Raw genomic sequence first — 26879 nt, forward strand, 5'->3', positions numbered from 1 at the left:
TACAGGGCTTCTTCATATTAATACCTATAAACTCTTTGAATATTCCTCTGATGGATTTGAACTCCAAGAACTATAAAGAATACTAAAGCCACCATAGGTATTAACCACATACCATGTTTAACAAAATAGATGTGTGTTTCTATAGTTTGTCTAAAAGGAAAGTTCCCAAAAAGTTGAAAGTTATATATCCCATTTATGGCTTTAAAATAAAAATGTTGTGCAATAAGCATAGCTATCAAGCCGATTCCCCAAACAAAGTAGGGAAGCTTATACCTTTCCAAAATTTCCACATGAAAGTGAAACCAATCTATGAATTTATCTTTCATCTAGCATCCTAAAGTGATTGAATAAAACTGATTATTAATTGATCAAAAAAGAACTGTCTATATGTATAGTTTCTTAGACGACATAATTTGACGTTTTGAAGATGATTGATTTTGATGGCAGATACTTTTCTACAGATTAAAACTTTGATAAATAATTAATTAATGAAACTATTGCACGCACTTTTATGTCTAAGTACTTAATTCTATGTATTTTTAAGTCTATTAGCTGTTCGATTTTAGTTTGAATATCAGGAAATTGATCTTTTAATTCTTCTAAAACATCGATTTCTTCTTCTAAATAAATAAGCTCGCTTTCAAATTTCAATTTTTCTGAACTTACCTTTTTAAGTATCGTCAGTGAGCTAAAACAGAATGCTGAACGAAATTCCTTTAATTTATTATTTTCATTGTATTTTATTAGATTATATTTACTTTTTTCTAAATCAATATCCAAATATCCTTCATTTGATAATCGAACTATCAATCGATAAACACTTTGGTAATTTATATTGTTATCAGGCACGTTTAAAAGCTTAACTTTCTCCCAGAAATCTTTAGTTTGCCAAGATTCGATTTTATAACTACAAAGAACTGACGAAAGTTCCCTGAACATCGGTAAATTCTGAATTTCCATAAATAGTACACTAGAAATTGAGGATTATAGTCCGTGGATTAAAACACTTCAATTCTTGATAGTTCTGGTATTTATGGTGTTTAACTATGAATCAGGAACTAGCAATATCAATTGGCACTAAAATAAGAGAAACTCGGAAAAGTAAATCGATTAGCCAGGAACAGTTGGCATTACGAACAGCAATTGATCGTAGCTATCTAGGTCGAATTGAAAGGGGAGAAGTTAGTATAACTGTTGAAAAACTATATCAAATTTCACAAACATTAGAGGTTGATCCAAAAATTCTACTCCCGTGATAAATACTTTTTTAGAAGATGTGGAGCCAGTAGATGATCAATCTTCAAATTAGTTCGTAGTTTTACTTCCTCGATAATATCTATAAGCGTTTCAGTATTTTGATGTAGTTGTAATTCAAGTTCCTCAACTTGAGTCCGTAAATTTTTATTGGTATTAGTAAGTGCCTGTCTTGTTTTTTTATTCACATAAAGCTGCTGATCTTTAGCCCTCAGGTTCAATGGCAATAGTTGTTCTGCCATATAAAGGCTAATTAATTTTTTGCGTTCAGCAGAGCTTAGGGTACTTAAACCACCAGATATATACCCTTTATTCGTTAATCGATCATGCAAAGTTTTATGAGAGATAGGGGATTTCTCAAAACCTTCTATCAGCATCATTTGCAATTCTTGTTCGATCACTTCATCTAATTGTTTGCCACGTAACATACTAAACTTCCTTTGACTCTATTTTTTGCTGCTCTATGGCAAATAACTCACTTAAAGTACTCGGTAATTTACTAAGCTGATCTCCATAAGAGAAAATTGATATAGGCGTTAAATTATTCTGTCTAGTTAATGCCTTTTCTTTCAAACCGGTTAAATAAAGAATCTTCTGGCGTAAATCTTCAAGCATTTCATCATAAGTAGAATCATGAGCTACTAATTGTTCGATACTTTCAAACTGTCGCAATAATCTATTTAAAATAAGTTTCAATGTTTCTAATTCACCTTTACGGCCTGTTAAAGCGAAGTTACCGCACTGATCACCAGATTGACATGCAAGTCGCTTAGGACAGTCATGAACAGCCACTTCACGCATACAACCACCAAAAGGCAAGGGGGGTAAACAGGCATGGCGTTGAATTAATGAGTTTGCTAGGGATTGATCTTCTTTTACTAATTCATTAAATGACTCAGCAATATCTTCAAAATATTCATCAAAAAAAGAATCTTTTATATAACTCGCAACTTCATTTTTAGAATCAAAAGACTGCAAATTCATCTTTAGATTATTTTCAAGATCTAACTGATCTGAAAAATACATTAACCCATCTTTCTTAAGTGCATCTATTGGATACTCTGGCTTAAGCTCTTCTACTTCTTTATAAAGAGTCAATTCATGCTTTTCTAGAATACTCGTTGCTACTTTACGTTGCTTGAGAGCTAGATGCTGGTAATGCTGATTTTGCTTGATATCTACACGCCCCATTAGCATTGCCTGTAAGTGCTCAGCGAGACCACTTAAGGCAAGGAAGGTATTAATATTATGACGTGGAATATGAGTAGTTAATTTAGAATGCTCTTTCTCATTTTCTAATAAATTATATTTCTCAAAAACAGACTTACTTCGAGAGTTTCCTAAAAAACTATTAACCAACGTTGCATTTAAAGGAATAACATTTGTCTTATTGATAAAAGCTCTTTGGAGGGTTGTAGACCGAAATTCATGAATAAATAATAAATTTTCAAAAGCAATCTTTTCTGTCTTACCTTCATAATTAAAAACATGATCAATAGGGTATTTAGAATCATAAGTTAGCCCCTCAATGAATGTATTGATATCATCTTTCAAATAATATTTTCTTTTTTGCGTGCTATTCTTAAACTCTTTAAATATAGGAATATCTTTAAGAGTTTTGATCACCACTTCACGTTGACCGGCCCGTCCTCTATAAGTATTTTTCACTCTGAAAACTGTATTAATTAGATCATCTACTTCAACATAATCGGCAGCAATGTTATCTAATGTTTTAGGTAGGAAATTAGAGCAGTCTTTTGATCTAATATAGTGGAGATGTTCTCTATATTCCTTGGTTAACTCTAATACTGATTGAAATATTGTCTCTACTAAATTTGCGGACAAAGGCTCAATCCAATGTATTCTAAATCCAGCACCTTTTGCACCATGATATTGAATACCTAAGGTGTATTGTTTGATACCGTCTAAAGTTAAATGCTCTTTGGTGATAGGATCAATTATAGGCTTTTTAATCAATGCATCAGTTTTTAAAAGAATTGCTTCTGTCGAACGTAATCCAGTGACGATAAGCAACAACAGAAGGTTGAGCACAATCTTTTCACCATTCGTTTCACACAAACTAATTAACGAAACGATATTGATAAATGTTCGAATAGAAATAAGTTTATCTTTATCTAGATCATCCTCATCAAGTTCCAACTGATCTATTAACGCTTTAGTTTTCTTCGCATTTGGTGTTCTATTTTGGCGGTTGATATAGAGAAATTTTTGAGAAAATTCTAAAGGTTGTTTAGTAAAACTATAGTGATTAAGCATATCCTGTAATCTAAGATATGTTCCAGCATGATCTGGAAGGTTTGTTTTACTAGAATTTTCTGCCAGAATTTCAAAAGAATTATTTAAAATTAAAGTAGATAAGTAACAGGGATGGACTTTCGACATATCCATATCACAAAGTGAGCTGTACCAACGTTTTAAAATTAAAAACTCTGCATATAGCTTTTGAGGAGAAGCTTTAGAATTTGATTTTCTATAACTAAGAATTAAAACTGCTTTAATGAAATATTGAAAATTTTCATCAATATCACAGTTGCTTATCCCATTTAGTCTTTTAATAGATCCAAAGGTAAAATGTGTTTTACCACTTCTTGATAACAGCCAGCCAGAACCTATTGTTCCTCCATACCAGGATAGCTCATTCCAACTCCACTTGAAGTTCTCCTGTAGATTTTGATTAAAGTATTCTTTCTGTTCATTGATGAATGCATTATATTTTTCAAGATTCATGATGATCTTCCTGATGCATTGCGCAACGAGCTATTACAGATTCAATTTCAAATTTTGTTGATTCATGAACTCTAATTAAAGGATTTCTAGAGACACCTATACCATCAGATAGTTTGATCAGATCATTAATTTCATTTTGAACACTTTCTAGAACATTACTATGATTAGCATCAATAAAAGGATGAAAATACATGCAACCATAGCAGTTACGTACAGGCTGAAATAAGCACTTGTCTTTATAAGAACATCCACCAATATCATAGTGAATTTTGCTACCAATATTTCCTAAAACTTTCTTTTGCTTCCAGTCATTCTTATAAACTAATCTTCCAGTGAGAAGCATAGCAATCATTTGTTTGTATAAGGAATTCCTACCAAGAGCTTGTGCTCTGATCTGGGCTAATTCTGGAGTTGAAAAAATATAATATCTAGCAGTTACAAGGGAAGAATGTCCTAAAATATATGCAATTTCTTCAGCAGAAGATCCAGCCATGGCTAGGCTATAACCTACATGGTGTCTAAAATCTGAAAAAGAATATTTCTGCTTTATCATTTCACCAGCAGTTACAGCTTTCCGATATGATTCAGGTGAAAAATCAAACAATTGAGTATTAATTGCTATTGAGCAAAAGCGGGCAGAGTTCTCACCCATATCAAATAATTTTGCTTCAAGGTGTAAGTTAAACTTCTCAATATAAGCAATAATGATTTTTGCAACTTCTTCTGGAAGTTTTACTGCTATTCTTTCATGTACATATCTAGCTTGTTTAGCATAAGGAATTAGCACGCTGTATCGATGGAATTGATCAACAGATCGAGTAGTATCAATTTTTATATCTTGAGCAGATAACTTTGCTAACTGGACTGGTCTAAGTCCAGTTACATACATAAGTCCCAATATTGATGAATAAAGTAGAGTTTGATTTTTAACTTGATCTAGAACTTTATTTAATTGTGAAAACCCTTGTTGAATCATTGTAATAAGAGGGTAATCAATAGGATCTATGTATTCTTGGTAATATAGTCTTGAATTAAAAGGTTTTGGCCTAGGAATAAACTCTAGCTCAAAATCATCTTCTATATTAAAACCAGGGAAATCCTCAAGAATTAATAGCTTCAATAAAAATTTTATATGTCCATAAGTAACATTGTGGTTGTCAAAAGGTGCAATTTTAATCAGTAAGTTTTTTAAATTTTCATAATTAAAATCTAATTTATTATTATTTAAATAATTCTTTAAAAAGTTAAAAGAATAAAGCTTTAGACTTAAAAAAGAAGGGGTGTTTTTTTGAATAAATGCTATTAGGAAAAATTTAATCAAAATATTTTCACTTTCGGAAAGCTTTGAAAAATTTAAATTTTCTCTTTGACCAGAATAGTAAAAATTCCAAATATTATCTGTAGATGTGAGATATTTATCATCAAATTTATCTGCTATCAAAAATTTAACAATTTTAGGTAATTTTTTAGATATATCCTGAAGAGCTTTTATCTGCTGATCGCTAAAAAATGATCTAGGCTGTGGTTCTGGATCTATAAAGAGATCAAATTGTTCCATTTTTATAGCTCCCATATCTCTTCTGATATTCGTTGTAAATTTAAAAGATTTGCACTGTCTACAATGAATCGTTTTGCATAATAATTTGGCATTATGCTGTTAGCACTCCAGCCTCCTAAAACGCGTAAGTCTTCTAGGGCTTTTTGCATAATTTCATTACTACTTATACTTAATTTAGAAAGACTTTCATTTCGATACTTTTTAATAGCGAAAGCTAGAGTGATATATGCCCATGTATGCCGACAAACATGAGGAGTTATCTTTTGAACTGAGTCGATATTTGTATGATCGAAATATATAGGATGTAGTTTTCTAAACGCTTTATCTATTTTTATGAATATTGCATTGATAGAAGAATAGCTTAGCGGAGAGTAGGGTGGCTTCAAAGAAGTAAACAAGAGGTCAGATTCGGTAAAATTTCTTATATTTTCGATATATAGATTTAGGAACTTAAAATCCATATTATTGAGTTTTATAACACGGAATGACTGTTCATTTTTTATACTCGGTTTTCTAGCTCTCGTATCATGCTCATCCTCAGTATTCGTAACTACAAGACTATATAAGTCAGAGTTAAGAGACTTTTTAATTGATCTTTTAGTCAGCAGCATTAATTCTCCAACTCTTAAGCCATAATTCACCATTAGATGCACAATCAAAAAATTTCTAAGCTGATGCTGCTGGCTGGAGAAAGGATTATTTATATTGGTTTTAGTGGATTGATTTGGCCGGATAATTTCATAAAGCTTAGCTAACATTTCGTTATTTAGACTTTTAAAACTATGATTAATTTCACTTTTTACAGTTAAACTGCGTTTAGAAAATTTGCTAAAAATTTTCTTTTTATTCATTAAATATAGATCTATGTTTTTTCTGCGATGTGTTATTTCTGCGACAGTAAGCTCTTGATTTCTAACATTCCAGTATTCATTAAGTAGATATGCAAAATACTTAAATAAAGACCTTATACGCTGAGTAATGGTCATATAGTTAACATCAAGATTGGATCTTAAACGGATTAGATTGGTTTCTATTTTTTTATTATTCTCTAAGAAAAACATGAAATTATCGATTTCCTGTAAATATATTTCAGGTTCATAGTTCAGCGAAAGGAATGACTCACAAAATGATGTTGAAAACTTTTGAAACCAGAATTCGTACCAAAATTTAAGCGCGAGCATATCTGATTGTTGTGTAGCTACACTTTGAAATCTCAAAACAGATAAAGAATAGAGCAACGGATAAAGACAAGGAGTTGTAGTGGAAGCATCAAACAACAAAACTATACGATTTTGATTTGAATGCTTTTTTGGAAGTTTAATTGTCTTTAAGAAGAACATTGCATAATTGAAGAACTAAATGAAGTAAACACTATATAGACTTAACTAAAATTAGCATAGGGTTATTTTGAAAATAAGTTATTGATTTATATATTGTTTATCTATAAACACAGGGAGTTGTGAAGTAAATGTATCATGTAACCAATTTAACATAATATACATTATGCGAAATGCTGTGGTAAAGTTAAATTCTATAAAAATACCGCCATACACTTTGTATAACGGTATTCAAAAATCCAGCTTCAGTAAAACTTGTTAAAAGCTTTTAGAAAGCTCTATAAAGTTTTAATTTCTTTCTGTGTAAACGTTTCTGTAGGCTTGAGCTTCTGGTCAGGCTTTAAGAATGAAGAAGCAATAATTGCCAATACTGCAAAGCTTATAATATACATAATAATTAAGTGCGGACTTCCTTCACCAATACTCAATAGCTTTGTAGCAATTAATGGCGCCAAACCGCCACCTAACACACCTGCAAATTGTACCGAAATTGAAATACCGCTATAGCGAATTTCAGCAGGAAATTGGCGAGCAAATAATTGTGACTGCGGTGCATACATAATTGGAAAAATTACACCAATTGCCAATACGATTGCTGTCCATACTAAAACAGGATCTTTTGTATTTAACATTGCAAAGAATGGATAGCTATATAGTGCAAGCATACAAAGACCAAATCTGAACATATTACGCTGGCCGACTTTATCGGATAAATGTCCGCATAATGGAGTCATTACCATAATGACAGCAGCGCCACAAATTGTTGCAAATAGAATATCTTGTCTAGGAATATTTAACTGCGTGGTGGTATAGGCTAAAGCAAAGGTGGAAGCCAAGTAGAACCAGGCATTTTCAGCAGCGCGTGATAGAATAATTGTAATTAACTGTTTTGGATGATTTTTAAACACCTGTAATGCAGGAACTTTAACTTCTTTCGCTTTTTCTTTAATTTTTTCAAAGTCTGGCGACTCAGGAACTTTCACCCGGATATACCAACCTACCGCCAACAGCACTATACTGGCTAAAAATGGTAAGCGCCAGCCCCAGCTAAACAATGCTTCCTCGGGTAGTAAAGACACTAGACCCAAAGCCACCGAAGCCAGCATTAAACCGCCTCCAGTACTGGCCTGTGGTAAACTTCCCCAAAAACCCTTTCCACCTTCTGGAGCATGTTCAACAGCCATGAGAACTGCCCCGCCCCATTCGCCGCCCATCGCCATACCCTGAATAAATCTTAAAATAATCAGACAAACCGTAGCCCAGTAACCGATCGACTCAAATGTAGGTAACAGTCCGATCATGACTGTCGGGATACCCATTAACATTAAAGTCACTAATAACATGGATTTTCGGCCTACCCTGTCACCAAAATGGCCAAATACAATACCGCCTAATGGTCGACCAATAAATCCAACAGCGTAGGTTGCAAAAGCTGCGAGTACACCGGTGAGCGGATCAAGGTTTGGAAAAAATAATTTATTAAAAATGAGTGCAGCAGCAGCACCATAAATAAAAAAGTCATACCATTCAATAGTCGTCCCTACCATACTTGAGATACCTGCCAGGCGGTGAGAAGACTTTTTAGAATGCGAACCGTTTCCATGTATTGTTTGCATTGTCATATTCCTTTTTAGATTTTCTTGTTTTGAGTTTTTATACGTATAATCAGCCCTGACCATAAGTATTTTCAGTTTCTCTCTAGTCTCCTTGAATGTATAACTTCTATATGAATGACTCAGCCGAGTCGCTCTAGAATTTGTTCAAGCTCTGGATTGCCTTTTTTCCATTGCGGCTGTTTGTCTTTATCAACAATAAGTGCACGGACACCTTCAATGAAGTCACCATGTTCAAACCAGATATCCTGTAAATCACGCTCAATCTGCATGCACTGTTGTAATGACAAACTTCGTCCTAAGTGCTGAAGTCTCAGGCTGGTCTGTTTCGCAATCAGGGAACGCTGCTGCAAGGTAATCAGTATTTTATTTGTCCATGCCTTGTACTGCTCGTCTTGTTCATTTTCGAGACTCTGTTCGATATCCTGCAAATTTTTAAAACCGAAATGTTTTCGAATATTTTCAGACCGTGAACTTAGATCACTCTCAGCAGGACGGGTAATATACTTTCCAATCATCTGTTGTATTTTTTCTTTATTTAAACTGGATGAATGAGCCAGCTCATTCTGTAAAGCCTGAAGTTTTTCTCCAGGCACATGGTAGTCAATCAGATCAAGATAAAGTGCATCACTACTGCTGATTTGCTCGCCGGTAATCGCCATATAGACGCCGATATCATCAAGACGAGATAGAAAGTGTGTTGCTGCAACATCAGGGAAAAAGCCGATTGCTGTTTCCGGCATGGCAAAACGGGACTTTTCACTACTCACAATAATATGACAGGCCTGTGCCAGACCGAAACCTCCACCCAGCACATAGCCATCCAGTATGACTATAACCGGTTTCTGATAATCACGAATCCTGTTAAGCATGTCGTATTCAGCACTAAAATATGCTTTATGCGCTTCAGTTTGGTTTTTATAATTATCATATAGATAACGAATATCGCCACCTGCGCAAAAAGCTTTTTGACTGTTTGATTTAATCAATATAGCCTGAATAGAATGATCCTGTTGCCATGTCTCAAATTGCATATGAATCTGATGAATCATCTCAATTGAAAGTGCATTAAGATTTGCGACACGGTTTAGACTGATTATTCCCAGAACGCCCTGCTGTTCAATGATTAAATGCTTTTCCATATCCATCTCATCATTCTCCTATTGATTTTTAAAGTGAGCTTGGCGCTTTTCAATAAATGCCTGCATACCCTCTTTCTGATCTAGCGTTGCAAATACAGAATGAAAAGCACGGCGTTCAAAGCGTAAACCTTCAGCTAGATTTACTTCAAAGGCACGATTAATCGACTCTTTAATCATCATGCTTGCAGTTAAAGATTTGGATGCAATTTTTTCAGCTGCCTGCATGGTCTGTTCTAGCAGTTGCTCTTTACTGAAAATGCGGGCAACCAGACCGCACTGCTCTGCTTCAACAGCCTCCATCTGGCGTGCGGTCAGGCACATTTCCATTGCTTTGGCTTTACCTACTGCAAGTGTCAGGCGTTGTGTGCCCCCTATACCCGGTATCACACCTAAAGTTAATTCTGGCAAGCCAAACTTGGCATTATCTGCACAGTAAATAAAATCGCACATTAATGCTAATTCACAGCCGCCCCCTAACGCATAACCGCTTACTGCTGCAATTAAAGGTTTACGGCGCTGTGCAATTCGGTCGGCAAGGTTGAAAAAATCATCAAGATAAATTCCGGGAAAGGCAAGCTCAGCCATTTCCTTGATATCTGCGCCCGCAGCAAAAGCTTTTTCTGAACCTGCCAAAACCATGCAGCCAATTTCCTGATCTTTTTCCAGATCATCAAGTGCCAGGTTTATTTCACTGATCAACTCGGAATTTAATGCATTCAAGGCCTTAGGCCGGTTCAAGGTAATGAGACCTACCCCGTTACGTTTTTCTAGTAAGATTGTTTCAAACTGCATACTTCATCCTTATATTTTTATAATCCTTCCAAACTGTTAGAACCTTATAGGCTACGCGCAATCACCAGACGCTGAATATCGCTTGTACCTTCATAGATCTGACAAATACGAGCATCACGATAAATCCGCTCAATAGGAAAGTCTTTTAAATAGCCATAGCCGCCAAAAATTTGTAAAGCTGACGAACATACCCGCTCTGCCATTTCCGAAGAAAATAATTTCGCCATAGACGCTTCATTCAGACAGGGTTTACCTGCTTCTTTAAGACGGGCTGCATGATGAACCAGTTGACGGGCTGCTTCAATTTCTGTCGCCATACTGGCTAAACGAAATGCAATAGCCTGATGTTCAAAAATAGGCTGGCCAAAGGTAATGCGTTCTTTAGCATAACGGGTCGCTTCTTCAATTGCAGCACGTGCCAGTCCAACAGCTTGTGCGGCAATTCCAATACGGCCACCCTCCAGATTGGAAAGTGCAATTTTCAGCCCTTCGCCTTGTTGTCCCAACATTAAAGTATTAGGTACACGTACATCAGTTAAGGCAATCTGGCAGGTATCTGAAGCATGTAAGCCAAGCTTTTCCTCGGTACGAACGACTTCATAGCCTTGTGTTTCACGAGGCACAATAAATGCACTGATTCCTTTTTTACCTGCTTCCGGATCAGTTATGGCAAACACAATAATAACTCCTGCATTATTTCCAGAAGTAATGAACTGCTTGGCACCATTAATAATCCAGTCATCTCCATTTTTTACCGCACGGGTTCTGATAGCAGCTGCATCTGAACCGGTATGAGGTTCAGTCAGTGCAAATGCGCCAATCATCTCACCTTGAGCCAATGGCATCAGATATTTCTGTTTTTGCTCGGCTGTGCCAAATTTAGCTATAGGTACACAACCAACAGAATTATGGACACTCATAATGGTCGAGGTCGCACCATCTGCAGCCGCAATTTCTTCAAGGGCCAACACATAGGCCAGATTCCCGGTGTCTGAACCACCCCACTGCTCTGGAATAAGCATACCCATAAGACCCAGCTTGCCCATTTGCGATAAGACTTCTTTAGGAAAAGTACTATGTTTATCCCACTCGGCTGCTTTGGGCTTGATTTGTTCCTGCGCAAAACTTCTTGCCATATCCTGAATTAATAACTGTTCTTCCGTAAATTGCATCTCATGATCCTTGAGTAAGTTATCCTCTTTATGAATGAGGTATTGCCTCATCAGACAGCCTTGCTGTTTGCCTGCTGTTTTGCGATTTCCTGATTACGTAGTAAAAAGCGCTGTATCTTTCCGCTTGGCGTTTTAGGGAGTTCGGTCACGAATTCAACCTGTCTTGGGTAAGCATGGGCGGATAGACGTTTTTTTACAAATTGTCCAAGCTGCTCTGACAGCTCATCTGAGGGAGCTCTGCCTTCTGCCAGAACGACAAAAGCTTTTACAATTTCAGTGCGCTCCGGGTCAGGTACTCCAACCACAGCTGCTTCAATTACGGCATCATGCTCGAGAAGTGCACTTTCTACATCGAAAGGTCCAATACGGTAACCCGAAGTTGTAATGACATCATCACTTCTGCCTACAAAACTCATACTGCCATTTTCATGGAGTTCGGCAGTGTCACCTGTAAGGTAATAATGCTTTACGAAAGGAGTTTTACGGCTCTCTTTATAACCACCAAACCACATCATGGGAGACTGGTTAATGTCTACTGCCAAAATACCTGGAGTACCTGCAGGAAGTTCATTTCCCTGCTCATCTACGACAGCAATACGGTAACCCGGGCTTGCGAAGCCGGCTGCACCTGCACGGATCTCATGATTTAGTCCATGGTGGTTACATACCACCATACCTACCTCGGTCTGGCCATAATGGTCAAAAATTGGTGCATCCAGAACCTGTCTGAACCAGCGAAATACTTCTGGATTTAAGGGTTCACCTGCACTGCTAACCACACGAAACTTTCCTTTAAGCTGGCCCATCTGTGCAGGGTCAGCAGCCATCATCATACGGTAAGCGGTAGGTGCGCCTGCCAAATTGGTAATTTGATAATCATTTACAATCTGGCATAAACTTTCGATACTGAAGCCCCCTTCATAAAACAAGGTGGCATGACCTAAAAGTAATGGTCCGGTTATTCCATAGTACAAACCATACGCCCAGCCCGGATCGGCAATATTCCAGAAGGCATCTTCAGTTTTCAGTCCAATAGCATCCTTCATATAGTTGCCAAAAGCGATTAAGGCTTTCAATGGTACTTCCAGTGGTTTTGCAGGACCAGTTGTGCCGGAAGTAAACATGAGCAAGAACGGGTCCTGAACGGTTTGCATAACCATTTCACATTGGTCAGATTGCGCATTAACCATATTCCAGAAGTTTAGATCACCCTGTGGTACATTGCCCTCCCGGTCTGCCACGGTCACAATTTTCGGACACTGTTCGACTTCTTCGAGCTTACTGCGGTTGCCAATATCGGTAATGACCAGTTTGCTTTTTGCCAGCTGTAAGCGATGTTCTATAGCTTTAGGTCCAAAAGCCGTAAACAGGGGCTGATATACTGCGCCAATACGCCAAGCGCCTAAAATGGTTGCCAGTAATTCAGGCGTTCGGGGTAATAAACCGGATACCCGGTCACCGGGCTTTACCCCTTGAGATTTTAAAAAATTAGCAAACTGACTTGACCATTGCTTTAACTGGCCAAACGTATACTGTTCCTTTCTCCCATCCTTGCCCTGCCAGTACAACGCAATCTGGTCGCTATCTACATCAGCATGGCGATCACAACATTCATGGCATGCATTAAGTTGTTCTGGTGACCCTGCTAACAGATTTCTTACCACCGTATTTAAATCAAATTCTTTTACTGCATCGTGATAATCCAACATGATTGTTACCTCAGTCTGGTTTTATTGTTATTCATGACACGGGTGTTTTGATTTTATGCCATCCACTGGCTAAATGATTATGCTTGTTTTGGAAGATACTGCTGAATAATACTTGAAAAATCGAGGTTGGCATTACCCTGCATGCATAGCTGTTGATAAAGCTGCTGTACCAGTCCACCCAATACTACGGGCTGTTTGACCTGCCCCGCTGCTTCAACCGCCAGACCAAGATCTTTCAGCATTAATTGTGTGGCAAAACCATCCTTATAGCCTTTGGAAGCTGGCGCATTTTCACAGATATCTGGCCAAGGGTTGCAGACCTCAGAGCTCCAGCAGCGGCCACTTGAGCTGTTAATAACACCAGCAAGTGCCTGTGGATCAATCCCTAGCTTGACTCCAAGTGCCATACCTTCAGCGACGGCGGCCATAGATATGCCTAAAATCAGGTTATTACAGATTTTAGCAATTTGTCCTGCACCTACATCACCACAGTGCACCATGTTTTTGCCCATCGGAGTTAACACCGTTTTAACCCGTATAAAAGTAGCCTCATCTGTGCCGACCATAAAGGTCAATGTTCCTGCCTGTGCACCTATGGTTCCACCAGAAACTGGTGCATCACAGATAGTAATCTCTCTTTCTGCTGCACTTGCTGCAATATCTTTAATTGTTTGTGGGTCAATAGTGCTACTGTCGATACATAAACTACCCGCCTTAAGTACTGCCAAAACGCCATTTTCCCCCAGATATACATCCTTTACATGCTTTGCCGCAGGTAACATGGTAATAACGACATCTGCCGTTCGCGCCGCGGCCTGAGGGCTGTCACAAGCAATCCCTCCAGCCTCTGTAAAGTAGGTAACTGCAGTTTCACTTAAATCAAAACCGTAGACATTTAAACCTGCTTTGAGGAGATTCTGGGCCATTTTCCCGCCCATATTTCCCAGACCAATAAAAGCAATATTCATCCTTGAACTCCTGAATTAGCGTAAGCTGATGGTTGTGTTTACTTCGCCTGCTTCCTGCGTATCTTCAAACCAGCGGCTGGTAATGGTCTTCGTCTGTGTATAGAACTGGACAGCCTGTTTCCCATAAGGCCCGAGATCTCCAAGTTTTGAGCCACGTGAGCCTGTAAAACTGAAGAACGGTACTGGTACTGGAATCGGAATATTGATACCAACCTGGCCAATATCAATCATGTTCTGGAAAGTACGTGCTGTTGCACCACTTTGGGTAAACAAACCAACGCCATTACCAAATGGATTGGCATTGATCAGTTCGATTGCTTCTTCAAGAGAATCCACACAGATAATCGAAAGCACAGGCCCAAAGATTTCTTCTTTATAAATACGCATGTCTGTGCTGACATGGTTGAAAATCGTAGCGCCAACAAAGTTGCCATTTTCGTAGCCTTTAACCTCAACATCACGGCCATCTAGTAAAAGTTCGGCGCCCTCTTCTACACCGCTATTAATTAGCTCTACCACTCGGGCTTTAGCACGTTTTGAAATCACTGGTCCAATATCTGTATTTGGCTCATGACCGGCATTTACACTCAGCATTTTGGCTTTTTCTACCAGATCATGAATCCAGTTCTTACTTTCACCTACCATAACAGCTACAGACAATGCCATACAACGTTGCCCGGCAGCTCCAAATGCGGCGCCGACTAAAGCATTAAGAGTTTGCTCTTTATTGGCATCGGGCATGACAGCGACATGATTTTTCGCACCCATCATCGACTGAACACGCTTACCATGCTGACCGGCAAGGTTATAGACATGAGTTCCAACAGCGGTTGACCCTACGAAAGAAACTGCCTTGATATATTGATGTGTACACAAACGGTCGACTACGTCTTTGCCACCATGCACAACATTTAAGACGCCTGCCGGAATACCGGCCTGAACCGCAAGCTCAACCAGCATCATGGTAGATAACGGGTCCTGCTCAGATGGCTTGAGAACAAATGTATTACCACATACAATCGCCATCGGGAACATCCAGAGGGGAATCATGGCTGGAAAGTTAAAAGGTGTAATACCGGCACAGACTCCTAGCGGTTGTTGTAAGGTATAAGTATCTACCCCGCGTGCTACCCCTTCGGCATATTCCCCCATTTGTAATGTGCCAATTGAACAGGCATGTTCGACTACTTCCAGACCACGCTGAATATCGCCCTCAGCATCTGCCAGGGTTTTACCCTGCTCAGTAGTCAGCACATGGGCAATCTCTTTCATGTTGTCACGGATTAAATCTTGCAGCTTGAGCATAATACGCATACGTGCCTGGATCGGGGTTAAACGCCAGCTTTTAAAAGCGTCTTGTGCAGCATTAATTGCAGCTTCTACTTCATCTGGCGTCGCCATCGGCACACGACCCACAACTTCTTGTGTGGCCGGATTAATAATATCCTGCCATTCTGAAGTAGTAGATTCTACAAACTGCCCATTAATTAATAATTTGGCTGTTGTGGTCTGAATATTTGTCATTGTGTTCATAGCCTCTCCATGGGCGATATTCTTGTTGTGCTGTAATCAGAAAATATCCTAAAGCCGTATTTTCATCTTTTCGGTTTCACTTGAGACTAACAAAGAAGGTTTTGACTACCAATACAAATTCGCGCACGATTACTGTGCAAATATGCACAAGGGATAAAATAAAAATGAAAGTGGATTGGGATCATCTACAGTTTTTTCTGGTATTGGCACGAGCCAAAACCCTCACCAATACAGCACGTATTATTGGAGTAGAACATAGTACGGTATCTAGACGGATTCAGGCACTGGAGCTGGCATTAGGGACGCCGTTATTTAAACGGGAAGCCACGGGTTATGAATTGACGCTTGAAGGGCTGGCTCTGGTTCCGCGAGTGGAACAGATGGAACAGGCATTTTTACAGATAGAAAAGCCTCATCAGCCTTTACAAGGTCGTGTGCGAATTGGCACACCAGAAGGCTTTGGTACTGCATTTTTAGCAAAATTACTGGCAGAATTATCCAAACAGTATCCTCTGCTTACCATTGATTTAATCCCTGTACCTAAAATGATCAAGCTTTCTCACCGTGAAGCCGATATTGTCATTTCGATTGACCGTCCAAAATCCGGGCCTTATATCATTACCCGTCTTAGTGATTACTGTTTAAAAATATATGGCAGCAAAGATTATCTGGCGGCCAGTTCACCTATCCATCAGCTTGAAGATTTAAAACAGCATCGTTTTGTGAACTATATCGATGACCTGATATATAGTCCTGAACTGTACTGTCTGGAACGTTTGCCCCTACAACTGAGTGCCAGCTTCAGGAGTAGCAGTATTTTAGCTCAGCAAATCGCTGTTAGTGCCGGAGCAGGTCTGGCAATTTTGCCCAAATTCTTGGCAGATGAACAACCAGAACTTGAACAGGTACTGCACAAAGAAGTCCGTTTTATTCATACTTTCTGGATGCTGACACTGGTAGATTTACAGCATGAGCCACGCATCAAGCTGGTATGGGATTTTTTAAGAACACAGGCTGACAAATACCAGCATCTACTTATGGATTAAACTTTTTAACTAAAATATTGACTAAATCTGAGCTTTATCCAGTGCGGCTTTAATGACATGCTCTGACTCAAAGTCATGATAGGTCTTGCGTTCAGAATATTCATGAGCCAGAGGTTGTACTTCTTTTAAAGTAAGCCGGCTACGCTCAGCCAAACGTATATACTCTTCAGTTCCTTTTCGCTTCCATTCAATTTCTTGGGCTTCTAATACTCTAATAACCTTAGCCGGGCTACCCAAAGCCAGCACATTTTCAGGAATGACTGCTTTTGCCTTGACCGTGCTATTGGCACCAATAATAGTATTTTCACCAATTTCTGCGTCATCCAGTATGACGCTATTCATACCTACCAGAACATTTTTACGAATTTTACAGCCATGTAAAATGGCGCCATGACCGATATGTCCATACTCTTCAATTAAAGTGATACTGGCCGGGAAGCCATGCACAGTACATGAGTCCTGAATATTCGCATTTTTCCGAACATGTATACGGCCAAAATCTGCCCGCAGACTGGCAAATGGACCAATATATACTCCCTCTTCAATGATAACATCACCAATCAATACGGCTGTTGGGTGAATATAGGCTCCGGGGCTTACTACCGGAATAACTCCATCAATCTCATAACATGGCATTTTTACTTCCTTTTAATTTATTCTATTTACCTAAAGCTATATGGTAACTTCCTGTTTTAAACCGCCAAAACGTTTGTAAAACTGTGGATGTGCTGGTGGCATAGAGCCTTCTGCAGTTCTGGCCAGCTCCAGAAAAAAATCTTCTGCCGGATGAAAAACCATTTGATATACATTACTGCTAAGATTGCGGGCAGTTAGTGAAAGCCAGTTAGAAGGCAGTAATTCAAAAGGCAGATTTGGATCTTTAAGTAAAATACGGCGGTACTGATGAATCAGTAAAATACGGATCTGGAAGGCTTGTATTGGGTCCAGGTCATCTATACTTTCAATCAGATTCAGGACTTCTCTAAAATCACCAATAAACTTTTCATAACGCTGATGTAATTCCTGCACCGGCCAGTTAGTCTCGACCATACGTTTTACAGTTGGATAAGACTCTTGCAAGAGTTACAGAGCCTCCGCATTGAAAAGAACCACCTGATCACTCATTTTTAGGTTAAGTAGCAGACTTTGCAGTTTAAGATGATCACAACCCGGATATGCCATAACATTGGTAGCAATATTGGCGAAACCGAGCCATTCCAGTTCTTTTTTTAAAATAATCTTGTTTTCAAGCTCAACTGAACTGAGTAGCACCAGGTCCCATTTCTGGTCCCATTCTTTATGGCTCAGATTATAAATTTTCTGGTCAGCATTCACAAAGCGCTGGCGACTGCTTTCTGTAACGCGATAATAACTGGTTCTGCCTATTTTTTCAGAAATCAGCCAGCCGTTTTGTGCCAGCCGGAAAACGGCTGTACGTACCGAACGTTCATTGAATCCGAATACATCCATCAGCTGAATCAGGCTGGCGAGACTGATGATTCCACCACGATGGAAAATACAGTCACCAAATACAGTCATAATGAGCGAAGTGCCGCTCAAAGGCTCATTACTGATAAAATCATCGATGACTTGTTTGAGTTTTGGGTTCATCACGTTTAAATTCACCTTTGAAACGAAGTGATTTATCACAGGATAAACCACCTAGACCAATTTATGCCGATTGCCGTATGTCAAACACCCGTTGAGCCTTACCTTCTGAACGCGGGAGGGTGCCTTCAGTCACTATCTCTACACTCACCGTAATACCCACCATTATTTTAATCTGACTGATAAGCTGCTGGGATAGTTGATGTGCCATCATATCATTAATTTCTTTACGCATTTCTGCACGTATGTGCAGGCTATCTAAATGTCCATGTTTACAGATATGAATCTGGTAATTGGGAATGAGCTGCGGGATATGCAGAATCTGCTCTTCAATCTGTGATGGAAAAACATTGACTCCTCGGATAATCATCATATCATCGCTACGACCGACGATTTTGTCCATACGGCGCATTGGTCGTACAGTTCCGGGTAATAGACGCGTCAAATCCCGGGTACGGTAACGGATAACCGGCATACCTTCTTTGGTAATTGTGGTAAATACCAGTTCTCCCAGCTCACCATCTGGCAATACTTCACCAGTTTCAGGGTCAATAATTTCCGGATAAAAATGGTCTTCCCAAATGGTGGGGCCATCTTTACTTTCTAGACATTCCATTGCTACGCCGGGACCCATAACTTCAGAAAGTCCATAGATATCTAGAGCATCAATATTCAGACGTTCTTCAATTTCACGGCGCATCTCATTAGTCCATGGCTCTGCACCAAAAATTCCAGTTTTAATTGAGGTATTTTTTGCAGTATTAAATTTCTTTTCCAGACATTCGATAATATTGAGGCAGTAAGACGGCGTAACCATTAATGCAGTTGGTTTAAAGTCATGAATCAGTTGTGCCTGACGCTCTGTCTGTCCGCCCGACATGGGAATAACGGTTGCTCCCAGACGTTCCACTCCATAGTGTGCACCCAGACCTCCTGTAAATAGCCCATAACCATACGAGACCTGAATAATATCCTGATTACTTAAGCCAGCAGCTCTTAGCGAGCGGGCAACCAGATCAGCCCAGGTATGAATATCATTTTGCGTATAACCTACTACCGTTGGCTGTCCGGTTGTACCTGAGGATGCATGTACCCTTACAATTTTTTCCTGAGGCACGGCAAACATGCCGAACGGATAATGATCACGCAGATCCTGTTTAGTGGTAAAAGGAAATTTTGCCAGATCTTCCAGATGCTGAAAGTCCTCGGGATGCACGCCTGCATCATCAAATTTTTTCCGGTAAACCGGACTATTCTGATAGGCATGCACCAAAGTTTTCTTTATGCGTTCCAGTTGTACCTTGCGCAGCTCATCGGTTGAAACCGTTTCAATATATTCCATCGTATTGTTATTCATATTCTATACTCCATGTACAGTCATCCTGCCTGTATGATTCTGAAAAGACGATGCTCTTTTCATCCATATTCTTTAAGAATTGTGTAGCCCTGCCTGTTCTAGCAGCCTTTGTATTCAGGTGTACGTTTTTGCATAAAGGCCTGTACACCTTCACGGTAATCCTCTGAACGGCCTGCCAGACGCTGTAAGTCACGTTCAAGAAGTAACTGCTCATCCAGAGTATTATGCGCAGCAGCATGGATTGCTTTTTTAATTAATGCCAATCCATAAGTTGGTTGCTTGGCCAGATGTTCAGCCATTTTCTCAGCTTCAACCTGTAACTGCTCATCTTCAACTACCCGCCAGATCATACCGAGCTGTAATGCCTGCTCAGCCAGGATCTTATCTCCCAGTAATGCCAGTCCCATGGCTTGTGCCCGACCAACCAGCCGCGGCAAGAACCAGGTGCCTCCAGAGTCTGGAACCAGCCCCAAACGGCAGAAAACCTGGATAAATGAGGCTGACTTCGCTGCCAGAACCAGATCACAAGCCAATGCAATATTGGCCCCTGCTCCAGCCGCAACACCATTAACCGCACAAATAACCGGTTTTGGCATCTCGGTAATCAGTTTAATGAGCGGGTTATAGTATTTTTCAATTGAAAGGCCCAGGTCTGGTACTGCTGAATCAGGATCGACTACCCGGTCATTCAGGTCCTGCCCGGCACAAAAACCTCGACCTTGTGCTGAAATAACTACAGCACGAATATCGGGCTGCACAGCCCATTTGTTGAGGACCTGAGCAACTTCCTTATGCATAACTTCATTAAAACTGTTGAGCTGCTCTGGACGATTAAACTTTAAATAGCCCACAGTATTTTTTTCTTCAACAAGAATTGTCTGGTAGTCCATTCAGTATTTCCCTTTGAACCTGATTTTTATTTTAAAATAGATTAATTATTCATCGAAACTTAAGCGTACATTGGCTGTTACCGGTCGTGCCTGACAGCTCAGGACATAACCTTGAGCGATTTCATCCTCTTCCAGACTATAATTAACAGCCATATCAACCTTACCTGCTATTATCTTGCACTTACAGGTGGCACAGACTCCGCCCTTGCAAGCATAGGGTAAATCGGCTCCGGCGCGCAGTGCAGCATCCAGAATACTGTCATCCTGTCTGGAAACCTCTACCACCAGCTCACGTCCATCCAGAATAATCTGAACTTTTTCTTCATTACGGCCTTCAATTTCTCTCGTTGTTACTTTTGTGGTGCCGGTATTAAAACGCTCGGTATGAATTTTACTGTGCTCAATACCGAACTGCGGTAATGTCTGCTCGACGGCATCCATCATGGCCTGCGGTCCACAGGCAAAACAGTGGTCAATGTCCTGATTAATCAAACCGGCACTATAAAGCTGTTGCAGTTTTTCAGTATCGATATGACCATTAAGCAGCTGGCTGTCGTTCATTTCCCGTGAAAAGATATTGATAAGCTGAAAACGTTCTTTAAAGCGATCTTTTAAGTCCATAATCTGTTCTGAAAACATGGTTTGTTTCCATGAACGGTTACCATAAATTAAAGTAAGATTTGCATTTTCCTGCTGGTACAAGACTGATTTAACAATAGAAAGAATAGGTGTAATACCGCTACCTGCTGCGAATGCCAGATAATTTTTTCCGCCAGTTTTTGCAGCCTTCTGAAAAAAAACACCTTGGGGTGGCATGACCTCCAGCACATCACCGGCTTTTAAGCGGTTATTGGCCCAGTTTGAAAATTGCCCCTGTTCAATCTTTTTGATTGCGATACTCATGTCTTCCTGAGTATCGCTACAGATTGAATAGCAGCGACGGATTTCACCGGTTTCACTCATATGCCGGATAGTCAGATGCTGACCTGGCTGATATTGAAATTGCTGTTGCTGTTCAGGTGCAATTTCAAAAGCAATACAGATCGCCTGTTCAGTTTGTGGGCTGACTGATTTAATTTTTAGCGGAATAAATTGGTTCATATAAAAATCCTTCTTTATTTTGACCATTCGGTTATTTAAATACATTTAAAATAGTCAAAAGGTTCCAGGCATTGCTGGCATCGGTACAGTGCTTTACAGGCAGTAGAACTGAATTCACTTAACAGTTTAGTATGCTGGCTATGACAGCGTGGGCACTCAATTCCATCGGACAGAGCAACATGGGTACCACAGCTATGTGCTTCACCCTGTGGCGGAGCAATACCATATTGCTGTAATTTCTGTTTACCGCTTTCACTCATCCAGTCAGTAGTCCAGACTTCGGACAGATCCACTACTACCTGTACCGGAACCAAACCCTGAACAGTAAATGCCTGGGTAATTTCTGCCTTAAGCAGATCTGTAGCCGGACAGCCGCTATAGGTTGGAGTTAAACGAACGATAATTTGATCTTCTTCATTTAGTTCCACTCCACGGATCATACCTAGGTCAACGACTGAAAGAACCGGAATTTCAGGATCAGCCACCTGTTTCAGAGTTTCCCAGCATTCATCCAGACAGTGTTTAATTAGCTCCATACCCGTTACTCCTGTGTTCCCTGCTTACCAGTTCATATTTGGATATGAACGCTGCAAATACTGCATTTCAGCCAGTACATAACCCAGATGTTCAGTATGTAGACCCTGTCTGCCACCACTACGGTAAGCACCGGTTTCCGGAAGAGTCAGCTTAAAACGTTCAATTTCAGCAGTCGTCTGTTCAAGCCATTCAGCTTTTAATGGTTCAAGGTCCATGAGAACCTGTTGTTCAACCAGTATCTGTTCATCAGCATTTAAAACAAATAGTTCATCGCTAAAGCGCCATAGCTGATTTAATCCTGTCTGGGTTTTTTCATGTGCCTCATCTGTTCCCAGACTCAAGCGTTCCATCCAGGCAGTAGAAAACCGCAGGTGATACTTCACTTCTTTTAATGATTTTGCTGCGAAAGCTGCCAGCTCAGCTTGAGAACTTTTCGCTAGAGCCGTAAAAAGGAGTACATGATAATGATCCATCAGCCACTGGCGGACAATCGTCTGGGCAAAATCACCATTTGGCTGTTCACACAGCAGCAGGTTACGGTATTCACGTTCAGTACGAAAATAAGCCAGTTTGTCTTCATCACGGCCTAGCCCTTCGAGTTCACCAGCCAGACTTAAGGCAGTCCGTGCCTGGCCCAACAGGTCCAGGCCAATATTGGCTAAGGCAATATCAATTTCCAGTTCAGGTGCATGACCACACCATTCAGAGAGCCGGTGCGATAAAATCAGCTGGCTATCGCCAATATGTAAAAGAAACTGTGCTAAAAGTGGATGATTCATACAATACCTTCCTTACATATGCTCGATGCCATCTGGTATATGGTAAAAAGTTGGATGGCGGTACACCTTGTCCAGAGAGGGATCGAAAAATTCCGGTTTCTCATCTGGCTGCGAAGAAGTAATCAGTTCTGACTTCACCACCCAAATGCTGATACCTTCATTACGGCGGGTATAAACATCACGGGCATTTTGCAAGGCAATTTCAGCATCAGGTGCACGCAGACTACCTACATGGCGGTGGCTTAAACCCTGCTTGCTTCGTATGAAGACTTCATATAATGACCAGTTATTTTTATGTTCCATGTCGTTTTGTTCCTGTTTTTATTGAATAGCTAAAACCAGATTTCAGGCAACCTTTTTAGATTGTTGCTGTGCCTGCTGTTTTTGGGCATATACAGCAGCAGATTCACGGACCCATTTTCCGCCTTCCCATGCTTTACGGCGGGCATCAATGCGTTCCTGGTTACATGGGCCTTTCCCGGCAATCACAGCAAAAAATTCATCCCAGTTAATCTCGCCAAATTCGTAGTGGCCAGTTTCTTCATTAAAATGCAGTTTCTCATCAGGTACAGTCAGGCCAAGTTGTAGTACTTGCGGTACAGTGTTATCGACAAATTTCTGGCGCAGCTCGTCGTTACTGAAGCGTTTAATTTTCCAGGCCATACTCTGTGCACTGTTAGGGGAATTATCATCATTTGGGCCAAACATCATCAGTGCTGGCCACCAGTAACGGTTGACCGCATCCTGTGCCATCTGTTTCTGTTCAGGTGTACCATTTGCAAGCTGCATCATGGCTTCAAACCCCTGCCGCTGATGGAAACTTTCTTCCTTGCAAATTCGTACCATTGCCCGTGCATATGGCCCGTAAGATGTACGGCACAAGGCTACCTGATTAACGATCGCGGCGCCGTCGACCAGCCAGCCAATTGCGGCGACATCTGCCCAGCTTAAAGTTGGATAGTTAAAAATAGATGAATACTTCATGCGTCCCGCAATAAGCTTGTCCATCATATCGTCCCGGTCAGCACCGAGTGTTTCGGCGGCACTATATAAATACAACCCATGACCTGCTTCGTCCTGAACTTTTGCCAGCAGTACTGCTTTACGTTTCAGGGTGGGTGCTCGGGTAATCCAGTTTCCTTCCGGCAGCATACCTATAATTTCCGAATGGCCATGCTGTCCAATCTGGCGAATGAGCGTTGTTCGGTACGCTTCTGGCATCCAGTCCTTTGGCTCAATGGTAATATCTTGTTGTATGGCTTGTTCAAAATCTTCAGCATGATTTTTCATTATTTCCTCACTTATCCCAAGTGGCTATAATTTAAAATTAAAGCGATACTAAATTTAAATCAATATAAATTTTTAGGTATCATTTAAAATAATTTATTTATAACTTTTAATAAATTGATTTTTATACAATTTTTAATTTAACTAGTTTTTGTTACTTCTCTTTTGACTCAATTTTAATTGACAATTTCATTTTTAGAAATCAAATTATATGACAGGATAATTAAAATTTATTTAAATAAGTATCATAAAAGGGAGTTTGTAATGCTCGAACTGGAAACAGGTACACCTTATACGGAAAATGATCATACCCAAGCAGGCAATCCAAGAAGACCGGTAAAAACCTTAAGCTCGCTTGTCTGTGGACAGGAATATATTGCCCAGCAGGATTTACGTACTGTCTATCACGCCATTACTGGTGAAGCTGTTTATCAGGTCAGCAGTTATGGTATTGATATGCAGACAGTGGTTAACTATGCCAAAACTCAAGGTTCACTTATTGCGACATGGAGTTTTCATCAGCGCGCACATGCGCTCAAGCAGGTAGCACAATATTTGCTGGAACGTAAGGAGGCCTATTATGAACTGGCGAAAGCAACCGGCTGTACCCGTAAGGATGCCTGGGTCGATATTGAAGGTGGTATAGGTACACTGTTTGCCTACTCCAGTCTGGTACGCCGTGAACTCAGTGATGAAATAGTATTGATTGAAGATAACTGGATTCCACTTTCCAAACAGGGCACCTTTGGAGCAAAGCATCTCCTTACTCCTAAGGCTGGTGTTGCCGTACATATTAATGCCTTTAATTTTCCGGTTTGGGGGATGCTAGAGAAAATTGCACCAGCGCTGCTTGCCGGTGTCCCTTGTATTGTTAAACCTGCGACAGAAGGCGCAGAACTTACACATGCTGTGGTTCAGGCTATTTATGCCAGCGGTTTTCTGCCTGAAGGCACTTTACAGTTAATATGTGGTCAAACTTATGATCTGCTGGAACAATTAGGTCCACAAGATATCGTAACTTTCACTGGCTCTGCAACAACCGGACAGAAATTACGCGCCCACCCTCATCTTAACCGCTACTCGATTCCGTTCAGCATGGAAGCAGACTCAGTAAACAGTGCCATTTTAACCGAAGGAGCCAGCGAAGAAACTATTGAACTGTTCGTCCGTGAGGTTTATCGGGAGATGACCTCAAAAGCCGGGCAGAAATGTACTGCCATTCGTCGGGCTTTCGTGCCGGCTTTCCTGCTGGATACAGTGCAACAAAAACTGCTGGCCCGACTGGAAAAAGTTGTAGTCGGTGATCCAGAACATGAAAATGTGACGATGGGTGCGCTTGCCAGTCTCAAACAAAAATATGATGTCGCTGAAAAAGTCGAACTGCTGAGCCAAGAAGCAAAGATTGTCTTTGGTGGACATAATGATCAGAATTTTCAGTTTCACTCAGACTCTCCTGAAAAAGGTGCATTTTATCCGCCTACCTTACTGTGCTGTTCAAATCCGGTCACTGCAAGATATGTGCACGAGATTGAGGCTTTTGGTCCGGTTGTAACTTTGATGCCTTATCAAAACCAAACTGAGCTGACTGAGCTGGTTGCCCGTGGTGAAGGTAGTCTCGTTGCTTCAATTGTTCGCAATACAGAGCAAAATATTGAAAGTCTGATCGCAAAAATTGCGCCGTGGCATGGTCGTATTCATATTCTGGATACAGAAAATGCAAAAGAGAGTACCGGTCACGGCTCACCCTTACCGCATCTGGTTCATGGTGGGCCAGGCCGTGCAGGTGGTGGAGAAGAGCTCGGAGGCCTGCGAGCAGTAAAACATTATATGCAGCGTACAGCCATTCAGGGTTCACCTGACGTCATGACACAGATTGGACATAGCTGGACAGCAGGTTCAAGGGTGTTTGAAGATCGCGTACATCCATTTAAGAAAAGCTTTGACGAGCTGCAAATTGGTGAACGCCTGCTTACAGCACGTCGGACAGTTACCGAAGCGGATATCGTAAATTTTGCCTACTTGAGTGGTGACCACTTCTATGCCCATATGGACAAGATTGCCGCGGCAGATTCATTATTTGGTGAACGCGTGGCTCATGGGTATTTTGTTGTATCTGCCGCAGCGGGCCTGTTTGTAGAGGCAGCACCAGGACCGGTTATTGCCAATTATGGTATGGATAACCTGCGTTTTGTTGAGCCGGTAAAAATAGATGATACTATTCAGGTTGAATTAACCTGTAAGCAAAAAACGCCAAAACCTCAACGTGAGCCAGACCAGAAATCACATGGTGTGGTTGTCTGGGATATCAAGGTTAAAAACCAGCGTAATGAACTGGTAGCAACCTATGACATTCTGACGCTGGTCGAACGCGCTGCATAAATGCAGGTAAAGTTCGGGATAAAAGTCTGCTGAAGGGCTTTTATCCTGAAATATAGCTATTTATAGAAT

The 26879-nt window shown here is 40.4% G+C and carries 24 protein-coding genes and 1 pseudogene; 3 read left to right on the plus strand and 22 right to left on the minus strand.

The window, feature by feature from the left end:
• Positions 1-17 precede the first annotated feature (17 nt).
• On the minus strand, positions 18-326 hold the full coding sequence (locus tag B3X18_RS04695; protein ID WP_034671220.1) for a hypothetical protein: 309 nt from the start codon (positions 324-326) through the stop codon (positions 18-20).
• 136 nt (positions 327-462) lie between these two features.
• A complete protein-coding gene (locus B3X18_RS04700) occupies positions 463-960 on the minus strand; it encodes a hypothetical protein (RefSeq protein WP_034671221.1) in 498 nt (165 codons plus the stop codon).
• Positions 961-1046: 86 nt separating this feature from the next.
• Between B3X18_RS04700 and B3X18_RS04705 the strand changes: the two genes are divergently transcribed.
• Positions 1047-1256 carry a helix-turn-helix domain-containing protein gene (locus B3X18_RS04705; RefSeq protein ID WP_034671223.1) on the plus strand — a complete coding sequence of 70 codons (210 nt, stop codon included), beginning with the start codon at positions 1047-1049 and terminating at the stop codon, positions 1254-1256.
• Here the strand turns inward: B3X18_RS04705 and B3X18_RS04710 are convergent.
• From B3X18_RS04710 to B3X18_RS04760, 11 genes are all read right to left on the minus strand, one after another.
• Entirely contained in the window at positions 1245-1682 is a 438-nt protein-coding gene (locus B3X18_RS04710) for a hypothetical protein (protein WP_034671226.1), read from the minus strand. The genes B3X18_RS04705 and B3X18_RS04710 overlap by 12 nt on opposite strands.
• Before the next feature lies 1 nt (position 1683).
• Positions 1684-4002 carry a hypothetical protein gene (locus B3X18_RS04715; protein ID WP_034671228.1) on the minus strand — a complete coding sequence of 773 codons (2319 nt, stop codon included), beginning with the start codon at positions 4000-4002 and terminating at the stop codon, positions 1684-1686.
• Positions 3992-5560, minus strand: a complete 1569-nt coding sequence (locus tag B3X18_RS04720) for a site-specific integrase (protein WP_034671236.1) — start codon at positions 5558-5560, stop codon at positions 3992-3994. Before B3X18_RS04720 ends, B3X18_RS04715 begins: the two co-directional genes overlap by 11 nt.
• Before the next feature lie 2 nt (positions 5561-5562).
• Positions 5563-6900 (minus strand): site-specific integrase, encoded by a 1338-nt coding sequence (locus B3X18_RS04725; RefSeq protein ID WP_034671230.1) that lies wholly within the window; start codon positions 6898-6900, stop codon positions 5563-5565.
• Positions 6901-7175: 275 nt separating this feature from the next.
• A complete protein-coding gene (locus B3X18_RS04730; protein WP_005025903.1) occupies positions 7176-8513 on the minus strand; it encodes an MFS transporter in 1338 nt (445 codons plus the stop codon).
• 119 nt (positions 8514-8632) lie between these two features.
• Positions 8633-9658 (minus strand): enoyl-CoA hydratase/isomerase family protein, encoded by a 1026-nt coding sequence (locus B3X18_RS04735; RefSeq protein WP_005025905.1) that lies wholly within the window; start codon positions 9656-9658, stop codon positions 8633-8635.
• Between the two features lie 12 nt (positions 9659-9670).
• Positions 9671-10444, minus strand: coding sequence for an enoyl-CoA hydratase (locus B3X18_RS04740; protein ID WP_005025907.1), 774 nt, complete (start codon positions 10442-10444; stop codon positions 9671-9673).
• A 44-nt stretch (positions 10445-10488) separates the two neighbouring features.
• A complete protein-coding gene (locus tag B3X18_RS04745; protein WP_005025909.1) occupies positions 10489-11616 on the minus strand; it encodes an acyl-CoA dehydrogenase family protein in 1128 nt (375 codons plus the stop codon).
• Between the two features lie 50 nt (positions 11617-11666).
• Positions 11667-13325 (minus strand): AMP-binding protein, encoded by a 1659-nt coding sequence (locus B3X18_RS04750; protein ID WP_005025911.1) that lies wholly within the window; start codon positions 13323-13325, stop codon positions 11667-11669.
• Positions 13326-13402: 77 nt separating this feature from the next.
• Positions 13403-14293, minus strand: coding sequence for a 3-hydroxyisobutyrate dehydrogenase (gene mmsB, locus B3X18_RS04755; protein WP_005025914.1), 891 nt, complete (start codon positions 14291-14293; stop codon positions 13403-13405).
• Between the two features lie 15 nt (positions 14294-14308).
• Positions 14309-15826, minus strand: a complete 1518-nt coding sequence (locus B3X18_RS04760; RefSeq protein ID WP_005025916.1) for a CoA-acylating methylmalonate-semialdehyde dehydrogenase — start codon at positions 15824-15826, stop codon at positions 14309-14311.
• A gap of 164 nt (positions 15827-15990) precedes the next feature.
• Here B3X18_RS04760 and B3X18_RS04765 point away from each other — a divergent pair, with 164 nt between their 5' ends.
• Positions 15991-16872 (plus strand): LysR family transcriptional regulator, encoded by an 882-nt coding sequence (locus B3X18_RS04765; protein ID WP_005014261.1) that lies wholly within the window; start codon positions 15991-15993, stop codon positions 16870-16872.
• 21 nt (positions 16873-16893) lie between these two features.
• On the opposite strand, the gene B3X18_RS04770 is transcribed toward B3X18_RS04765, so the two are convergent.
• From B3X18_RS04770 to paaA, 9 genes and pseudogenes are all read right to left on the minus strand, one after another.
• A complete protein-coding gene (locus B3X18_RS04770; protein WP_005025919.1) occupies positions 16894-17508 on the minus strand; it encodes a carbonic anhydrase in 615 nt (204 codons plus the stop codon).
• Between the two features lie 36 nt (positions 17509-17544).
• Positions 17545-18483 (minus strand): annotated as a pseudogene (gene paaX / locus B3X18_RS04775) (phenylacetic acid degradation operon negative regulatory protein PaaX).
• A 61-nt stretch (positions 18484-18544) separates the two neighbouring features.
• Entirely contained in the window at positions 18545-19837 is a 1293-nt protein-coding gene (paaK, locus tag B3X18_RS04780; protein ID WP_005014254.1) for a phenylacetate--CoA ligase PaaK, read from the minus strand.
• 98 nt (positions 19838-19935) lie between these two features.
• The gene (gene paaG / locus B3X18_RS04785; protein ID WP_005025922.1) at positions 19936-20727 is read right to left on the minus strand and encodes a 2-(1,2-epoxy-1,2-dihydrophenyl)acetyl-CoA isomerase PaaG; all 792 of its coding nucleotides are present in this window, start codon (positions 20725-20727) and stop codon (positions 19936-19938) included.
• Positions 20728-20772: 45 nt separating this feature from the next.
• The gene (paaE, locus tag B3X18_RS04790; protein ID WP_005014249.1) at positions 20773-21828 is read right to left on the minus strand and encodes a 1,2-phenylacetyl-CoA epoxidase subunit PaaE; all 1056 of its coding nucleotides are present in this window, start codon (positions 21826-21828) and stop codon (positions 20773-20775) included.
• Between the two features lie 35 nt (positions 21829-21863).
• Entirely contained in the window at positions 21864-22364 is a 501-nt protein-coding gene (gene paaD, locus B3X18_RS04795; protein ID WP_005025924.1) for a 1,2-phenylacetyl-CoA epoxidase subunit PaaD, read from the minus strand.
• 24 nt (positions 22365-22388) lie between these two features.
• Positions 22389-23144 carry a 1,2-phenylacetyl-CoA epoxidase subunit PaaC gene (gene paaC / locus B3X18_RS04800; RefSeq protein WP_005407311.1) on the minus strand — a complete coding sequence of 252 codons (756 nt, stop codon included), beginning with the start codon at positions 23142-23144 and terminating at the stop codon, positions 22389-22391.
• A 12-nt stretch (positions 23145-23156) separates the two neighbouring features.
• On the minus strand, positions 23157-23447 hold the full coding sequence (gene paaB / locus B3X18_RS04805) for a 1,2-phenylacetyl-CoA epoxidase subunit PaaB (RefSeq protein ID WP_005014243.1): 291 nt from the start codon (positions 23445-23447) through the stop codon (positions 23157-23159).
• A 42-nt stretch (positions 23448-23489) separates the two neighbouring features.
• Positions 23490-24434: a 1,2-phenylacetyl-CoA epoxidase subunit PaaA gene (paaA, locus tag B3X18_RS04810; protein ID WP_005025928.1), complete on the minus strand. Its 945-nt coding sequence runs from the start codon at positions 24432-24434 to the stop codon at positions 23490-23492.
• 261 nt (positions 24435-24695) lie between these two features.
• On the opposite strand from paaA, the gene paaZ reads away from it, so the two are divergent.
• Positions 24696-26810 carry a phenylacetic acid degradation bifunctional protein PaaZ gene (gene paaZ, locus B3X18_RS04815; protein ID WP_005025929.1) on the plus strand — a complete coding sequence of 705 codons (2115 nt, stop codon included), beginning with the start codon at positions 24696-24698 and terminating at the stop codon, positions 26808-26810.
• Positions 26811-26879: the final 69 nt, after the last annotated feature.

The sequence above is a fragment of the Acinetobacter sp. UBA6571 genome, from assembly GCF_002434085.1.
Taxonomy (GTDB): domain Bacteria; phylum Pseudomonadota; class Gammaproteobacteria; order Pseudomonadales; family Moraxellaceae; genus Acinetobacter; species Acinetobacter radioresistens.

Coding starts and splice junctions, on each gene's coding strand:
- paaB (WP_005014243.1), bottom strand. CDS start 23,447: ATGGAACATAAAAATAACTGGTCATTATATGAAGTCTTCATACGAAGC.
- mmsB (WP_005025914.1), bottom strand. CDS start 14,293: ATGAATATTGCTTTTATTGGTCTGGGAAATATGGGCGGGAAAATGGCC.
- B3X18_RS04760 (WP_005025916.1), bottom strand. CDS start 15,826: ATGAACACAATGACAAATATTCAGACCACAACAGCCAAATTATTAATT.
- B3X18_RS04715 (WP_034671228.1), bottom strand. CDS start 4,002: ATGAATCTTGAAAAATATAATGCATTCATCAATGAACAGAAAGAATAC.
- B3X18_RS04700 (WP_034671221.1), bottom strand. CDS start 960: ATGGAAATTCAGAATTTACCGATGTTCAGGGAACTTTCGTCAGTTCTT.
- B3X18_RS04695 (WP_034671220.1), bottom strand. CDS start 326: ATGAAAGATAAATTCATAGATTGGTTTCACTTTCATGTGGAAATTTTG.
- paaA (WP_005025928.1), bottom strand. CDS start 24,434: ATGAAAAATCATGCTGAAGATTTTGAACAAGCCATACAACAAGATATT.
- paaG (WP_005025922.1), bottom strand. CDS start 20,727: ATGGACTACCAGACAATTCTTGTTGAAGAAAAAAATACTGTGGGCTAT.
- B3X18_RS04735 (WP_005025905.1), bottom strand. CDS start 9,658: ATGGATATGGAAAAGCATTTAATCATTGAACAGCAGGGCGTTCTGGGA.
- B3X18_RS04725 (WP_034671230.1), bottom strand. CDS start 6,900: ATGTTCTTCTTAAAGACAATTAAACTTCCAAAAAAGCATTCAAATCAA.
- B3X18_RS04730 (WP_005025903.1), bottom strand. CDS start 8,513: ATGCAAACAATACATGGAAACGGTTCGCATTCTAAAAAGTCTTCTCAC.
- paaE (WP_005014249.1), bottom strand. CDS start 21,828: ATGAACCAATTTATTCCGCTAAAAATTAAATCAGTCAGCCCACAAACT.
- B3X18_RS04710 (WP_034671226.1), bottom strand. CDS start 1,682: ATGTTACGTGGCAAACAATTAGATGAAGTGATCGAACAAGAATTGCAA.
- B3X18_RS04765 (WP_005014261.1), top strand. CDS start 15,991: ATGAAAGTGGATTGGGATCATCTACAGTTTTTTCTGGTATTGGCACGA.
- paaD (WP_005025924.1), bottom strand. CDS start 22,364: ATGGAGCTAATTAAACACTGTCTGGATGAATGCTGGGAAACTCTGAAA.
- paaC (WP_005407311.1), bottom strand. CDS start 23,144: ATGAATCATCCACTTTTAGCACAGTTTCTTTTACATATTGGCGATAGC.
- B3X18_RS04745 (WP_005025909.1), bottom strand. CDS start 11,616: ATGCAATTTACGGAAGAACAGTTATTAATTCAGGATATGGCAAGAAGT.
- B3X18_RS04770 (WP_005025919.1), bottom strand. CDS start 17,508: ATGCCATGTTATGAGATTGATGGAGTTATTCCGGTAGTAAGCCCCGGA.
- B3X18_RS04750 (WP_005025911.1), bottom strand. CDS start 13,325: ATGTTGGATTATCACGATGCAGTAAAAGAATTTGATTTAAATACGGTG.
- B3X18_RS04740 (WP_005025907.1), bottom strand. CDS start 10,444: ATGCAGTTTGAAACAATCTTACTAGAAAAACGTAACGGGGTAGGTCTC.
- paaZ (WP_005025929.1), top strand. CDS start 24,696: ATGCTCGAACTGGAAACAGGTACACCTTATACGGAAAATGATCATACC.
- paaK (WP_005014254.1), bottom strand. CDS start 19,837: ATGAATAACAATACGATGGAATATATTGAAACGGTTTCAACCGATGAG.
- B3X18_RS04720 (WP_034671236.1), bottom strand. CDS start 5,560: ATGGAACAATTTGATCTCTTTATAGATCCAGAACCACAGCCTAGATCA.
- B3X18_RS04705 (WP_034671223.1), top strand. CDS start 1,047: ATGAATCAGGAACTAGCAATATCAATTGGCACTAAAATAAGAGAAACT.